The following is a 14,187-nucleotide window of genomic DNA, read 5'->3' on the forward strand; positions in this document are numbered from 1 at the left end:
CGCGGGGTTCCCCTGCGCCCGCCGGAGATTCGCATGATACGCTTCATTCTCACCAAGCTCGCCTATCTGGTGCCGACCTTCCTGGGCATCACCTTCGTCGCCTTCGGCTTCGTGCGGGTGCTGCCGGGCGATCCGGTCCTGCTGATGGCAGGCGAACGCGGGCTGTCGCCCGAACGGCATGCCGAACTGGCGCGTCAGCTCGGCTTCGACAAACCCTTTCTCGCGCAATACTGGGATTTCCTGGTGCGGCTGCTCCACGGCGACCTCGGCAATTCGCTGGTGACGAAAAAGCCGGTGATGGCAGAATTCCTGGCGCTGTTCCCGGCGACGGTGGAGCTTGGCGTCTGCGCCATCCTGATCGCCACGCTGGTCGGCGTCCCGGTGGGGGTTCTGGCGGCGATCCGGCGCGGCTCGTGGTTCGATCAGCTGTCGATGACGGCGGCGCTGGTCGGCTTTTCGATGCCGATCTTCTGGTGGGGGCTGCTGCTGATCATCTTCTTCTCGGGCATCCTGCAATGGACGCCGGTGTCGGGGCGGCTCAGCCTGATGTATTTCTTCCCGCCGGTCACCGGCTTCATGCTGATCGACAGTGTGCTGTCCGGGCAGAAGGGGGCGTTCACCTCGGCGGTGTCGCACCTGATCCTGCCCTCCGTGGTGCTGGCGACGATCCCGCTGGCCGTGATCGCGCGGCAGACCCGTTCGGCGATGCTGGAGGTGATGGGCGAGGATTACATCCGCACTGCCCGCGCCAAGGGCATGCCCGGCGCCCGCGTGGTGATGGTCCATGCGCTCCGGAACGCGATGATCCCGGTGATCACCACGATCGGGCTTCAGGTCGGCGTTCTGCTGGCGGGCGCAATCCTGACGGAGACGATTTTCAGCTGGCCCGGCATCGGCAAATGGATGATCGACTCGATTTCGCGGCGTGATTACCCGGTGGTGCAGTCCGGCCTGCTGCTGATCGCCGCCATCGTGATGATCGTGAACCTGATCGTCGATCTGACCTATGGTCTCATCAACCCGAGGATCCGCCACAAATGACCGCGACCGTGAAACTTTCCGATGCGGCGATCCGGCGGCAGATGCTGGCGGATTTCTGGTATCACTTCCGGCAGAACCGGGGCGCGGTCGCGGGGCTGATCGTGTTCGTGCTGCTGGTGCTGGCGGCGGTATTCGCCGCGGTGATCGCGCCGCATGACCCGACGACGCAGTACCGCGATGCGCTTCTGGTGCCGCCGGTCTGGCAGGAGGGCGGGCGTTCCGCCTATCTTCTCGGCACCGATGCGGTCGGGCGGGACATGCTGTCGCGGCTGATCTACGGCGCGCAATATTCGCTGTTCATCGGCGTCGTCGTGGTGTCGATCGCGCTGTTCGGCGGGATCCTGATCGGCACGATCGCCGGGTTCTTCGGCGGCTGGGTCGATACGGTGATCATGCGGGTGATGGATGTGATCCTGGCCTTCCCGTCGCTGCTTCTGGCGCTGGTGCTGGTCGCGGTTCTGGGGCCCGGGCTGCTGAACGCGATGATCGCGATTGCCATCGTTTATCAGCCGCATTTCGCCCGCCTGACCCGCGCCGCGGTGATGGGCGAGAAGGCGCGCGAATATGTCACCGCCGCACGGGTCGCCGGGGCGGGGAACATCCGGCTGATGTTCAGGACGATCCTGCCCAACTGCCTCGCGCCGCTGATCGTGCAGGCGACGCTCAGCTTTTCCTCGGCGGTGCTGGATGCGGCGGCGCTCGGGTTTCTGGGCATGGGGGCGCAGCCGCCTGCCTCCGAATGGGGCACGATGCTGGCCGAGGCGCGGGAGTTCATCCTGCGCGCCTGGTGGGTGGTGACCTTCCCGGGGCTGGCGATCCTGATCTCGGTTCTGGCGATCAACCTGATGGGCGACGGTCTGCGCGACGCGCTCGACCCGAAGCTGAAGAAGGGCTGAGGCGATGGCACTCCTGAACATCCGCAACCTGACGGTGCGTTTCGCCACCTCCACCGGCAGCTTCACCGCCGTCGATGGCATCGACGTTTCCGTTGACGCGCGCGAGGTGCTGGCGATCGTCGGGGAATCCGGCTCGGGCAAGTCGGTGTCGATGCTGGCGGTGATGGGGCTCTTGCCCGATACCGCGACGGTGACGGCGGACGAGATGACCTTCGACGGCCACGACCTGCTGCGCATGACGGCGCGGGAGCGGCGCGCCATCATCGGTCGGCAGATCACGATGATCTTTCAGGAGCCGATCGCCTCGCTCAACCCTTCCTTCACCGTGGGTTTCCAGATCGAGGAGGTGCTGCGGCTGAACCTCGGCCTGTCGCATCACGCGGCGCGGGACCGTGCGGTGGAGCTGTTCAAGGCCGTGGGCATCCCGGAGCCCGAAACGAAGATCCACGCCTACCCGCATCAGATGTCGGGCGGGCAGTGTCAGCGGGTGATGATCGCCATGGCCATCGCCACCAATCCGCGCCTGCTGATCGCGGACGAACCCACCACGGCGCTGGACGTCACGATCCAGAAGCAGATCCTCGACCTGCTGATGGATTTGCAGGAGCGGCACGGCATGGCGCTGATCCTGATCACCCATGACATGGGGGTGGTTGCCGAAACCGCCGACCGGGTGATCGTGCAATATAAGGGCCACAAGATGGAGGAAGCCGACGTGCTGACCCTGTTCGAGGCGCCGCAGCATCCCTATACGCGCGCGCTGCTCTCGGCCCTGCCGGAGAATGCGACGGGCGACCGGCTGCCCACGGTGTCGGACTTCTTCGGCGCGGAGGGCGTGCGATGAGCGTGGTCGAAGGCATTGCCCTGACGCAGGATTACGAAGTCCCGGGCGGGATGTTCGCCAAGGCCAAGACGGTGCGCGCGGTGAAGGGCGCCTCTTTCGCGGTGGAAAAGGGCAAGACGCTGGCCATCGTCGGCGAATCCGGTTCGGGCAAATCCACGCTGGCGCGGATCGTCGCGCTGATCGACCATCAGTCGGGCGGGGTGCTGAAGATCGACGGGCAGGAGGTGGACATTTCCCGCCGCCGCCCGGACCATGCCCTGCGCGCCAAGGTGCAGATGGTGTTCCAGAACCCCTATGGCAGCCTGAACCCACGGCAGAAGGTGGGCGATGTGCTGATGGAGCCGCTGCTGCTGAACACGAAAATCCCGGCGGCGGAGCGGCGGGAGCGGGCGGAGGCGATGCTGGTGAAGGTCGGCCTCGCGCCCGAGCATTTCAACCGCTACCCGCATATGTTCTCGGGCGGGCAGCGGCAGCGGATCGCGATTGCGCGCGCCCTGATGCTGAACCCGGCGCTGCTGGTGCTGGATGAGCCGGTTTCGGCGCTGGATCTGTCGGTGCAGGCGCAGGTGCTCAACCTGCTGGCGGATTTGCAGGAGGAATTCGGCCTGACCTATGTCTTCATCAGCCACGACCTTTCGGTGATCCGCTATATCGCCGATGACGTGATGGTGATGCACAAGGGCGAGGTGGTCGAACAGGGCCCGCGCGAGGCGATCTTTGCCGATCCGCAGCACCCCTATACGCGCCAGCTGTTCGCCGCAACGCCGGTGACGGATGTCGAGGCGATCCGCGCCCGGGTGGCCCGGCGCGCGGCGCTCCGGGGTTAGACCAGCGCTTCCCCGGCGGCGATCAGGGCGCGGACATTCTCCAGCCCCTGAAGAATGTCCGCCCGGATCGCCACGGCCACCGCGATGGAATCCCCTGCCCGCATATGCGCCAGCGCCGCGCGGTGCATGTCGGGCAGGTTCTGCGCCCCGAACCGCCCGCACATCACCCGCAGCGCCGGGGCCGAGCGCAGCCACAGCGTATCGACCAGCGGCTCGATCACCTCGGTTCCCGCGGCATTGTAGAGCGTCGCGTGGAAGCGGTGGTTGAACAGCATGTAGTCGCGGATATTGCCCGCCTGCATCGCCCGATCCAGCGCGCGGTCAATCCCCTCCAGCCGGGAAATGTCGCCGGGCGTCAGCCGCTCCGCCCCACGCCGCGCGAGTTCGGGTTCGAGCGCCAGCCGCGCGAAGATCAACTCATCCACCTGCCCCACGGTCAGCAGCGGCACCGTGATCCGCCGGTTGTCATGGAACCGCAGCGCGCCTTCGGATGTCAGCCGCCGCAGCGCCTCGCGCACCGGGGTCATCCCGGCGCCGAGCGTGGTGACCAGCCCCTGGATCGTCACCGGCTGCCCGGGCACGAGGTCGCCCGACAGGATCATCTCCCGGATCCCCAGATAGGTGTTCAGGTGGGCGGGCGCTTTCGTCTCCATCAGCCGCGCCCGGCCAGGAACTGTTCAAAGGCGCGCAGGGTGACATCGGAGACGTGATGCTCCAGCCCCTCGGCGTCGATCTCGGCGGTCTCGGGCGGCACGCCGACGGCCACCAGCAGATCGACCACCACCCGGTGCCGCGCCCGCACCCGCGCCGCCAGCGCAGCCCCCTCCTCCGTCAGGAACACGCCGCGATAGGGCCGCGACACCGCCAGCCCCTCGCGCTTGAGCCGCGCGACGGCCTTCGTTGCCGTCGGATGGGTCACGCCCATGCGCGCGGCGATGTCGGTGATCCGCGCCTCGCCCATCTGGGCGATCAGATCGTCGATCATCTCGGCATAGTCTTCCAGCACGGCGACGGACTGCGCCGCCCGCGCATGGTGGAACCTTTCGGACCCGTGCCCGGGGTCTTCCTGAACCTGCTCCATGCGCCCTCCTGTCATTCCGGTGACAGTTTACAGCCCCGGCAACGGAATGTGAACCGGCCCACAATGTCGCCGCTTGACAACTCTGTAGCCTCGGCTTCAAACCGGCGCCGCGGCACAGGAGAGCAAGATGCAGGGAAGTTTGTCGGGGCGCGCGCAGGCGGCCATGTCGGAGGTTCTGGAAGGACGCCGGCGCGGGCCGTTTTCGTTTCTGGTTTTTGCCGGGCCGGCGGTGGTGGCCTCGGTCGCCTATATGGACCCGGGCAATTACGCGACGAACATCCAGGCGGGCGCGGGCTATGGCTACACCCTGCTGTGGGTGGTGCTGATGGCGAACCTGATCGCGATGCTGTTTCAGGGGCTGTCGGCGAAGCTCGGCATCGTCACCGGGCGCAATCTGGCGGAACTGAGCCGCGAGAACCTGCCCCGCCCGCTGGTCTGGGTGATGTGGGCGGTGAGCGAGGTCGCTGCGATGGCGACCGATCTGGCCGAATTCCTGGGCGGGGCGATCGGGCTCTCGCTGCTCACCGGAATGCCGCTGCTGTGGGGCATGGGTGTGACGGCGCTGGTGACCTATGGCATCCTGATGTTCGAGGGGCGCGGCTTCCGCCCGATGGAGTTGATCATCGGCGCGCTGGTGGGCGTGATCGGCATCTGCTACCTGATCGAGGTCTGGATCGCGCCCATCGCCTGGGGCGAGGCGGCGACGGGCCTTGTCACGCCGCAGATCCCCGATGCCACCGCACTGACCATTGCCGTGGGCATCATCGGCGCCACCGTGATGCCGCATGCGATCTACCTGCATTCGGGCCTGACCCAGCACCGCGCCACGACCCATTCGGACGATCAGAAACGCCGGGTGCTGCATTTCTCCAACATCGAGGTGGTGGTTGCGCTGGCGGTGGCCGGAATGGTGAACATCGCCATGGTGATGATGGCGGCCTCGGCCTTCCATGCCGGCAATCCCGAGGTGGCAGAGATCGAGACCGCCTATCACACCCTGACGCCGCTTCTGGGCTCGGCGGCGGCGGGGGTGTTTCTGGTGTCGCTGATCGCGTCGGGGATTTCGTCTTCGGTGGTGGGCACGATGTCGGGGCAGATGGTGATGCAGGGGTTCCTGCACTTTCAGGTGCCGCTGTGGGTGCGCCGCGCGGTGACGATGGTGCCCGCCTTTGCCGTGGTGCTGGCCGGGGTGAACGCGACCGATGCGCTGGTGCTGTCGCAGGTGGTGCTGTCGATCGCGCTGCCGGTGCCGATGCTGGCGCTGATCCATTTCATCGGCAACCGTCGGGTGATGGGCGATTTCGTCGCGCGTCCGCTGACGCGGGTGGCGGCGACGCTGGGGGCGGTGCTGGTGCTGGCACTGAACTTCATCCTGCTGGGTGCCTTTTTCGGCGTGCCGATCCCGTTTCTTGACACCTGACCCCGCCCGCCCCTATCCCTCGGGGCAGGCAGGGAGATCCGCATGGCGAAAATGATCCACCAGATGATTCGCGTTCTCGACGAAGCGCGCTCCGTGGCGTTCTACGACACGGCCTTCGGGCTGAAGGTCGCCGAGCGGCTGGATTTCCCGGAGTTCACGCTGATCTATCTGTCGAATCCGGAAACGGGGTTTGAATTGGAACTGACGGTGAACAAGGGCCGAACCGAACCCTATGCCCCGGGCGAGGGCTATGGCCATCTGGCCGTTTCGGTGGCCGATCTGGCGGCGGAACATGCGCGGCTGACCGAGGCGGGCCTTGCGCCGCGCAAGATGGTGGATTTCGCCCCCGGCGGCGAGGTCTTCGCCCGGTTCTTCTTCATCGCCGATCCGGACGGCTATCAGATCGAGGTGCTGCAACGCGGCGGACGCTTCCTCTGAGGCTTGCCCCACAGGCCGACTGGCCCTATGCCATCGACGAGACACAGGAGGCCGCCATGCCGCATATCCTCAACACCCGCGACACCGATTTCGACAGCCGCTTCACCGCAGTTCTGGGCCTCAAGCGCGAGGACAGCCCGGATGTCGATGCGGCGGTGGCCGACATCATCGCCGATGTGCGGGCGCGCGGCGACCGGGCGGTGATCGACCTGACGGCGAAATTCGACCGGCTGGAGCTGACGCCCGAAACGCTGGCCTTTTCGCAGGACGAGATCGACGCGCATCTGGCGCAGGTGCCTGCGGCCGAACGCACGGCGCTGGAACTCGCGGCCGACCGGATCCGGGCCTATCACGAACGGCAGATGCCCGAAGATGCGCGCTGGACCGACCCCACGGGCGCGGAACTCGGCTGGCGCTGGACCCCGGTTTCGGCGGCGGGGCTCTATGTGCCCGGGGGCCTGGCGAGCTATCCGTCCTCGGTGCTGATGAATGCGATCCCGGCGAAGGTCGCGGGGGTGGAGCGGCTGGTCATCGCCTGCCCCACGCCCGGCGGCGCAGTCAATCCGCTGGTACTGCTGGCGGCGCGGCTGGCGGGGGTGGATACCGTCTATCGGATCGGCGGGGCGCAGGCGATCGCGGCGCTGGCCTATGGCACCGCGACGATCACGCCGGTGGACAAGATCACCGGACCGGGCAACGCCTATGTGGCGGCGGCGAAGCGGCGGGTGTTCGGCAAGGTCGGCATCGACATGATCGCCGGGCCGTCGGAGATTCTTGTAATCGCGGATGAGACTGCGAATCCCGATTGGGTCGCCATCGACCTGCTGAGCCAGGCGGAGCACGACCAGAGCGCGCAGGCCCTGCTGCTGACGCCTTCGGAGAGCATGGCCCGCAAGGTGATGGAGGCGGTGGAGGCGCGGCTGCACACCCTCGCGCGGCGCGAAATCGCCGGGGCGAGCTGGCGCGACTATGGCACCGTCATCGTCACCCGCGATCTGGCCGAGGCGGCGGAACTGTCGAACCGCGTCGCGCCCGAACATCTGGAGCTTTGCGTCGAGGATCCGGATGCGCTCAGCCTGCTGATCACCCACGCCGGGGCGATCTTCCTTGGGTCGTGGACGCCCGAGGCGATCGGGGATTATGTCGGCGGGCCGAACCATGTGCTGCCGACGGCACGGTCGGCACGTTTTTCATCCGGCCTGTCGGTTCTGGACTTCCTCAAGCGCACGACCCTTGCCAAGATGACGCCCGAGGCGCTGCGCGCCATCGGCCCCGCGGCCGAGACATTGGCGACGTCGGAAAGCCTCGAAGCACACGGCCTGTCCGTGCGGGCGCGGCTCGACGCGCTGAACGCCGCAGACGCCCTGAAGGAGGAGGACGCCTGATGCCACGGATCACCCGGCTTGAGATCGACGACAGCGGCCTGCCCGCGCCCAGCCCGGAAATCGAGCAGGAGCGCCGGGTCGCGATCTATGACCTTCTGGAGGACAACAGCTTCTCCATCCCCGGCCGCGACGGCGTGCCCGCGCCCGAGGGGCCCTTCGCGCTGAAGCTGGCGGTGCGGGACGGGCGGCTGGTCTTCGACACCACCACCGAGGATGGCGCCAAGGTCGCGGAATTCCACCTCTCCTTCGGCCCGTTCAAACAGGCGGTGAAGGATTATTTCCAGATCTGTGCCAGCTATTTCGAAGCGGTGAAGAAGCTCCCCCCAGTCAGATCGAGGCGATCGACATGGCCCGGCGCGGCATCCACAACGAGGGCGCCCGGATCCTTCAGGAGCGGCTCGAAGGCAAGGCCGGGATCGACATCGACACCGCGCGGCGCCTGTTCACGCTGGTCTGCGTGCTGACCCCCGTGACGTGATGCCGGAGTTTCCCCAATCGGTCCTGTTCTGCTGCGACCACAACGCCACGCGTTCGCCGATGGCGGAGGGGATGATGAAAAAATTCTACGGGCGGCAGACCTATGTGCAGTCCGTGGGGGTGAAGAACGACCTGGAGATCGACGGTTTCGCCGTGTCGGTCTGCGCCGAGGTCGGCGTGAATCTGGAACGCCACCGTTCCCGGTCCTTCACCGAATTGCAGGAATGGGGCGACGATCTGGGCGCCTTCGACCTGATCATCGCGCTGAGCCCCGCCGCCCTGCGGCAGGCGCAGGAACTGACGCGATTCTATCATCTGGAGGTGGAATACTGGCCGATCATGGATCCGACCGGGCTTGGGGAAACCCGCGAAGCCCGGCTGAGCGCCTATCGCCAGACCCGCGACCAGATCCGTGACCACCTGATCAAACGTTTCGGTCCGCCTACGGAGGAATGATGTCCCGCGCTACCGCCCTAAAGACCATCGAAGCCTATTACGCCGCCTTCAACGCGGGCGATACCGCCACCATGGAATCGCTGGTGACGGAGGATATAGAGCATCACATGAACGAGGGCCTGATCCGCAAGGGCCGCGAAAAGTTCCGCGAATTCAATGGCTACATGACCCGCTGCTATCGCGAGAAGCTGGAAGGCGTGACCGTCATGGCCACCGACGACGGCACCCGCGCCGCCGCCGAATTCACCGTGCATGGCACCTATCTGGTCACCGACCCCGGCCTGCCCGAGGCGCGCGGCCAGAAATATGTGCTGCCCGCCGGCGGATTTTTCACCCTGCGCGACGGGAAGATCGCGCGGATCACCACCTATTACAATCTGGCCGACTGGATCCGTCAGGTCAGCTGATGGTGGAGGTCCGGGTTCTGACGGGCGATGCACTTGACGCCGCGCTCGACGATGTGGCGCGGCTGCGGATCGCGGTGTTCCGCGACTGGCCCTATATCTACGCCGGTTCGCTGGACTACGAACGCCGCTATCTGCAAAGCTATCATGGCGCCGGTGCGGTGGTGGTCGGTGCCTTCGACGGCCCCCGGCTGGTGGGGGCGGCCACGGGCACGCCGCTCGAAGACCATGCCGAGGATTTCGCCGCGCCCTTCACGGGCACGGGCCTCGCGCTGCGCGATGTGTTCTATTGCGCCGAATCGGTGCTGCTGCCGGACTATCGCGGCCACGGGCTGGGCCATGCGTTCTTTGACGCGCGCGAGGCCCATGCCCGCGCGCTTGGGCGGGGGTATTCGGCCTTCTGCTCGGTGCTGCGTCCGGCGGTGCATCCGCTGCGGCCTGCGGATTATCGCCCGCTGGATGGGTTCTGGCGCAAGCGCGGCTATGCGCCGATGCCGGGGGTGGTCGCGCATTTCCGCTGGACAGATCTGGGTGACAGTGAACAGACGGAAAAACCACTGCAATTCTGGGGGCGTACGCTGTGAGGATCGCGACGGCTGCTTTCCCGCTCGACTGGCATGACGACTGGGCCAGCTATGCGGCGAAGATCCGCCATTGGGTCGAAACCGCCGGGGCCGATCTGCTGGTTTTCCCGGAATACGGGGCGATGGAACTGGCGTCGCTGGGTGGGGCCGAGGTCGCCGCGGATCTGGAACGGGCGTTGCAGGAGGTCGCGCGCCACCGCCCGGCGATGGAGGCGCTGTTCGACGGGCTGGCGCGGGAACATGGCCTGCATATCCTCGCCCCCTCCGGCCCGGTGATCGAGGGCGGCAGGCGGCTCAACCGGGCCAGCCTGTTCGGCCCGGACGACCTGATCGGCCATCAGGACAAGGCGATCATGACCCGGTTCGAGCGCGAGATCTGGCATATCGAATCCGGCTCCGGCCTGACGCTGTTCGACACCGCGCTCGGGCGGCTCGGGGTGGTGATTTGCTACGACAGCGAATTTCCCCTGCTCGCCCGCGCGCTGTGCGAGGCGGGGGCGGAAATCCTGCTGGTGCCCTCCTGCACGGACACGCTGGCAGGCTATTGGCGGGTGAAGGTGGGGGCGATGGCGCGGGCCCTGGAAGGCCAATGCGTGACGGTGCAATCCCCCACAGTGGGGGCCGCGCCCTGGTGCCCGGCGATCGACGAAAACCGTGGTGCCGCAGCGGTTTACGGGCCATCCGACAGCGGCTGGCCAGAGACCGGCATACTTGCCGAAGGGGGGCTCGACACCCCCGGCTGGGTGCGGGCGGAGGTGGACCTGCGGCGGGTCGCGCAGACCCGCGCGGAGGGCGCCGTCCTGACCTTCGCGCATTGGCCCGAACAGGTGGCACAGGCGGCGCGGATCACCGTTTCGCGCTGATCCCTGACATATGGCTTGAATTTTGCGTGATCCCGGCGCATATGAGCCCCGCCCGCGACTCCCACGGGTGCCTATTCTGGAGTGACCATGGCCAAGGAAGAAATGCTCGAATTCCCCGGCGTCGTGAAGGAACTCCTGCCGAATGCGACATTCCGGGTCGAGCTTGAAAACGGCCATGAGATCATCGCGCATATGGCAGGGAAGATGCGGAAGAACCGCATCCGCGTTCTGGCCGGCGACAAGGTGCAGGTTGAGATGAACACCTACGACCTGTCGAAGGGCCGCATCAACTATCGGTTCAAGTGAAGCTGATCCTCGGCTCCGCAAGCCCCCGCCGCCGCGAATTGATTGCGCAGCTGGGGCTGACGCCTGCCGACGTGCGGGCCCCCGACATCGACGAAACGCCGGTGAAGGGCGAGAGCGCGCGCGACTACGTTGCGCGCATGGCGCGCGAGAAGGCCGCCGCCCTGCCCTGCGCGGCGGATGAGGTGATCCTGTGCGCCGATACCACCGTTGCCTGCGGGCGGCGGATTCTGGGCAAACCTGCGGATGAGAAGGAAGCGGCGGAGTTCCTCTGGCTGCTGTCCGGTCGCCGCCATCATGTGCTGACCGCCGTTGCCGTGCGCAGCGCGCAGGGCCTGCGGGAGCGGCTGGTCGACAGCGTGGTGAAGTTCCGCCCGCTGTCGAACGAAGACGTCAACGGCTACCTTGCCTCGCGCGAGTGGGAGGGCAAGGCCGGGGGCTATGCGATTCAGGGAATGGCCGGCGCGTTCATCCCATGGATCCAGGGATCTTTCACCGGAATCGTCGGCCTGCCGCTGGCGGAAACGGCGGTCCTGCTGCGGGCCGCGGGGGTGCGGACATGAAGGGACGGATCGTCGTTCTGGGCGAAGTGAACGGGCTGGAAGCCGCCGCGCTGATGGTGGACGGCCAGCTTGAGGATCTGCTGATCGACGCCTCGGAGGCGATGACGCTTGCGCCCGGCGCGATCTGCCGGGGCCGGGTCGAACGGCAGATGAAGGGCCAGGGCGGCGTCTTCGTCAAGCTGCCCGGCGGCGAGAAGGGCTTCCTGCGCGAGGCGAAGGGCCTGACCCCGGGGCAGAACGTGATCTGTCAGGTCACCGGCGGCACCGAACCGGGCAAGGCGCTTCCGGTCTCGCTGCGGCTGCTGTTCAAGGGCCGCTACGGCATCGTCACGCCCGGCGCGCCGGGGCTGAACGTCTCGCGCCGGATCCGCGAGGAGGAGACCCGCGAGGGGCTTCAGGCGCTGGCGCGGGTGGTGATGGAGGGCTCGGAGATGGGCCTGATCCTGCGCTCTGCCTGCGAAGGCGCCGAGGACGGCGAGATCGTCGAAGACATCGCCGCGTTGCGCGAACTGGCCGAGGCAGTGACCGCCGACACCACGGGCGAGCCGGAACTGCTGGTCGATGCCCCCGCACCGCATGAGGAAGCCTGGCGCGAATGGGCGGACCCGGTGCCGGATGAGGTGGTCGAGGGCTTCGGCGATCATGGCGTGCTGGAGGCGCTGGATGCACTGCTGTCGCCGCGCGTGGCGCTTGCGGGCGGCGGGCATATGATGATCGAACCCACCCGCGCGCTGATCGCGGTGGATGTGAATACCGGCAACGACACCACCCCGGCGGCCAGCCTGAAGGCCAATATCGCCGCCGCGCGCGACCTGCCGCGGCAGTTGCGGCTGCGCGGCCTGGGTGGGCAGGTGGTGGTCGATTTCGCGCCGATGCCGAAGAAGGACCGCGCCACGCTGGAACAGCAACTGCGCGTGGCCTTCAAGGACGAGGCGGCGGAGACGAGCCTTGCCGGCTGGACCCCGCTGGGCAATTACGAACTGGTGCGCAAACGCGACCGGGCGGTACTCTCTACGCTGATCGGGGGGCAGGCATGAGCTGCCCGATCTGCGGCAAGGACAGCGATCCGAAATATCGGCCGTTCTGCTCGAAGCGCTGCGCGGATGTGGATCTGGCGCGCTGGCTGAACGGTTCCTACGTCATCCCCGGCAATATCACCGAGGAAGAGGATCCCGTCCCCGGCACGCCCGAGGAACCGATCCACTAGGTCAGGGCTCGACCTTCATGAACAGCCGCAGAACCGCACCCGCGAGCAACACGGCCATCGCCGCGATCGCGCCCGACACGCCCACCTGACTCGCCAGCCAGATCGTCACGCCCGCGGCGATCACGACGAGGCACAGAAGCACCAGGAAATGCGGCAGCGGCATCGGTTCCATATCACGACCTCCTCGTTTCAATATGGGACTTCTCTGACGCGAAGGGAAAGGTGAAAACGTCCGAAAATATCGGAAGCCTTCGATGGGATCTGGCGTTTGTTCGCGATATGTTCTAGCTTGTCGCAATGAACGATCTGCCCCTCTTCCTTCCTGCGCTCGACCCGCATGTGAAACGCAAGGCGCGCGGGGCCGCCAGCGTGCCGGTCGGACGGTTCGAGCCGTTCAGCCGCGAATGGGTGCATGACGGCTGGGATCTGCCGGAGGAGGAACGGCTCCTGCGCACCGAAATCGCCATCGAACGCCCGCGCAAGATCATCACCCGCAACGAAAGCCCCGACGTGCCGTTCGACCGCTCGATCAATCCCTACCGGGGCTGCGAACACGGTTGCATCTATTGTTTCGCCCGGCCCAGCCACAGCTATCTCGGCCTGTCGCCGGGGCTGGATTTTGAAACCCGTATCGTCGCGAAGCCCGATGCCCCCACCCTGCTGGCGCGCGAATTGCGGCGGCGCGGCTATGCGCCGGATGTCATGGCGATCGGCACCAATACCGACCCCTATCAACCCGCCGAAGCGAAAATGGGCGTGATGCGCGGGCTGCTGGAGGTGCTCGACGCCTTCAACCATCCGGTGGCGATCGTGACGCGGGGGGCGGGTGTGTTGCGCGACATCGACATCCTGTCCCGGATGGCGGCGCGCAACCTGCTGCATGTCGGGATTTCGGTCACCACGCTGAACGCGGATCTGGCACGGAAGATGGAGCCCCGAGCGCCCACGCCACAGGTACGGATCCGGATGATCGGGACACTTGCGCGGGCGGGGATTCCGGTGCGGGTCATGGCGGCGCCGATGATTCCGGGACTGACGGATCACGAACTCGAAGCGATCCTGACCGAGGCGCGGCGCGCGGGTGCCCGCGCGGCGTCCTTCATCCCACTGCGCCTGCCGCATGAGGTCGCGGCGCTGTTCGCGGACTGGCTGCACCGGCATTTCCCCGACCGGGCGGAGCGTGTGCTGAACGCAGTCGCGGCCTTCCGGGACGGGCGGCTGAACGATCCGCGCTTCGGCAGCCGGATGACCGGCGAAGGGGTGGAGGCCGATCTGCTGGCGCAGCGGTTCCGCGTTTCGTGCCGAAGGCTGGGCTATGATCGACCGTTGCCGCCGCTCGACCGGAGCCGTTTCGCGCCACCGCCGGAGGCGGGGGATCAATTGTCCCTGTTCTAGCCC

General features: G+C 66.8%; 19 protein-coding genes and 1 pseudogene. 17 read left to right on the forward strand and 3 right to left on the reverse strand.

Annotated elements, in window-relative coordinates; translation table 11 throughout:
- Positions 1–33: 33 nt before the first annotated feature.
- From QM789_RS11390 to QM789_RS11405, 4 genes are read left to right on the forward strand one after another with little or no spacing between them, the layout of a single operon-like run.
- Entirely contained in the window at positions 34–1,041 is a 1,008-nt protein-coding gene (locus QM789_RS11390) for an ABC transporter permease subunit (protein WP_420352016.1), read from the forward strand.
- Positions 1,038–1,937 (forward strand): ABC transporter permease subunit, encoded by a 900-nt coding sequence (locus QM789_RS11395; protein ID WP_420352017.1) that lies wholly within the window; start codon positions 1,038–1,040, stop codon positions 1,935–1,937. The genes QM789_RS11390 and QM789_RS11395 overlap by 4 nt, the downstream gene beginning before the upstream one ends.
- 4 nt (positions 1,938–1,941) lie before the next feature.
- Positions 1,942–2,781, forward strand: coding sequence for an ABC transporter ATP-binding protein (locus tag QM789_RS11400; RefSeq protein WP_420352018.1), 840 nt, complete (start codon positions 1,942–1,944; stop codon positions 2,779–2,781).
- Positions 2,778–3,608: a dipeptide ABC transporter ATP-binding protein gene (locus tag QM789_RS11405; protein ID WP_420352019.1), complete on the forward strand. Its 831-nt coding sequence runs from the start codon at positions 2,778–2,780 to the stop codon at positions 3,606–3,608. The genes QM789_RS11400 and QM789_RS11405 overlap by 4 nt, the downstream gene beginning before the upstream one ends.
- Here QM789_RS11405 and QM789_RS11410 read toward each other — a convergent pair.
- Both QM789_RS11410 and mntR read right to left on the reverse strand, forming a co-directional pair.
- Positions 3,605–4,261, reverse strand: a complete 657-nt coding sequence (locus QM789_RS11410) for a GntR family transcriptional regulator (protein ID WP_420352020.1) — start codon at positions 4,259–4,261, stop codon at positions 3,605–3,607. The two genes, QM789_RS11405 and QM789_RS11410, sit on opposite strands and share 4 nt — an antisense overlap.
- Positions 4,261–4,689: a manganese-binding transcriptional regulator MntR gene (mntR, locus tag QM789_RS11415; RefSeq protein ID WP_420352021.1), complete on the reverse strand. Its 429-nt coding sequence runs from the start codon at positions 4,687–4,689 to the stop codon at positions 4,261–4,263. The genes QM789_RS11410 and mntR overlap by 1 nt, the downstream gene beginning before the upstream one ends.
- A gap of 127 nt (positions 4,690–4,816) precedes the next feature.
- Here mntR and QM789_RS11420 point away from each other — a divergent pair, with 127 nt between their 5' ends.
- The 12 genes and pseudogenes from QM789_RS11420 (at position 4,817) to QM789_RS11475 (ending at position 12,789) form a co-directional block, all read left to right on the forward strand.
- The gene (locus tag QM789_RS11420) at positions 4,817–6,109 is read left to right on the forward strand and encodes an Nramp family divalent metal transporter (RefSeq protein WP_420352022.1); all 1,293 of its coding nucleotides are present in this window, start codon (positions 4,817–4,819) and stop codon (positions 6,107–6,109) included.
- 42 nt (positions 6,110–6,151) lie between these two features.
- Positions 6,152–6,547 carry a VOC family protein gene (locus QM789_RS11425; RefSeq protein WP_420352023.1) on the forward strand — a complete coding sequence of 132 codons (396 nt, stop codon included), beginning with the start codon at positions 6,152–6,154 and terminating at the stop codon, positions 6,545–6,547.
- Positions 6,548–6,603: 56 nt separating this feature from the next.
- On the forward strand, positions 6,604–7,932 hold the full coding sequence (gene hisD / locus QM789_RS11430) for a histidinol dehydrogenase (RefSeq protein WP_420352024.1): 1,329 nt from the start codon (positions 6,604–6,606) through the stop codon (positions 7,930–7,932).
- A pseudogene (locus QM789_RS11435) lies at positions 7,932–8,410 on the forward strand (UPF0262 family protein). Before hisD ends, QM789_RS11435 begins: the two are co-directional and overlap by 1 nt.
- Positions 8,410–8,865: a low molecular weight phosphatase family protein gene (locus QM789_RS11440; protein ID WP_420352025.1), complete on the forward strand. Its 456-nt coding sequence runs from the start codon at positions 8,410–8,412 to the stop codon at positions 8,863–8,865. Before QM789_RS11435 ends, QM789_RS11440 begins: the two are co-directional and overlap by 1 nt.
- Complete coding sequence (locus tag QM789_RS11445; protein WP_420352026.1) at positions 8,862–9,272, forward strand: ketosteroid isomerase-related protein; 411 nt, start codon at positions 8,862–8,864, stop codon at positions 9,270–9,272. Before QM789_RS11440 ends, QM789_RS11445 begins: the two co-directional genes overlap by 4 nt.
- Entirely contained in the window at positions 9,269–9,853 is a 585-nt protein-coding gene (locus QM789_RS11450; RefSeq protein ID WP_420353297.1) for a GNAT family N-acetyltransferase, read from the forward strand. Before QM789_RS11445 ends, QM789_RS11450 begins: the two co-directional genes overlap by 4 nt.
- A complete protein-coding gene (locus QM789_RS11455) occupies positions 9,850–10,716 on the forward strand; it encodes a carbon-nitrogen hydrolase family protein (protein ID WP_420352027.1) in 867 nt (288 codons plus the stop codon). Before QM789_RS11450 ends, QM789_RS11455 begins: the two co-directional genes overlap by 4 nt.
- Positions 10,717–10,803: 87 nt before the next feature.
- Positions 10,804–11,022 carry a translation initiation factor IF-1 gene (gene infA / locus QM789_RS11460; protein WP_036636451.1) on the forward strand — a complete coding sequence of 73 codons (219 nt, stop codon included), beginning with the start codon at positions 10,804–10,806 and terminating at the stop codon, positions 11,020–11,022.
- Positions 11,019–11,582 (forward strand): Maf family protein, encoded by a 564-nt coding sequence (locus QM789_RS11465; protein WP_420352028.1) that lies wholly within the window; start codon positions 11,019–11,021, stop codon positions 11,580–11,582. Before infA ends, QM789_RS11465 begins: the two co-directional genes overlap by 4 nt.
- Positions 11,579–12,619, forward strand: a complete 1,041-nt coding sequence (locus tag QM789_RS11470; protein ID WP_420352029.1) for a ribonuclease E/G — start codon at positions 11,579–11,581, stop codon at positions 12,617–12,619. Before QM789_RS11465 ends, QM789_RS11470 begins: the two co-directional genes overlap by 4 nt.
- Positions 12,616–12,789, forward strand: a complete 174-nt coding sequence (locus QM789_RS11475) for a DNA gyrase inhibitor YacG (protein ID WP_420352030.1) — start codon at positions 12,616–12,618, stop codon at positions 12,787–12,789. Before QM789_RS11470 ends, QM789_RS11475 begins: the two co-directional genes overlap by 4 nt.
- 1 nt (position 12,790) lies before the next feature.
- Here the strand turns inward: QM789_RS11475 and QM789_RS11480 are convergent, their stop codons facing one another.
- The gene (locus QM789_RS11480) at positions 12,791–12,961 is read right to left on the reverse strand and encodes a hypothetical protein (protein ID WP_420352031.1); all 171 of its coding nucleotides are present in this window, start codon (positions 12,959–12,961) and stop codon (positions 12,791–12,793) included.
- Positions 12,962–13,086: 125 nt separating this feature from the next.
- Between QM789_RS11480 and QM789_RS11485 the strand changes: the two genes are divergently transcribed.
- Positions 13,087–14,184 (forward strand): PA0069 family radical SAM protein, encoded by a 1,098-nt coding sequence (locus QM789_RS11485; protein ID WP_420352032.1) that lies wholly within the window; start codon positions 13,087–13,089, stop codon positions 14,182–14,184.
- The last annotated feature ends 3 nt before the right edge of the window (positions 14,185–14,187 follow it).

Source organism: Paenirhodobacter sp. (genome assembly GCF_047600745.1).
In the GTDB taxonomy this organism is placed as follows: Bacteria; Pseudomonadota; Alphaproteobacteria; order Rhodobacterales; family Rhodobacteraceae; genus Rhodobacter.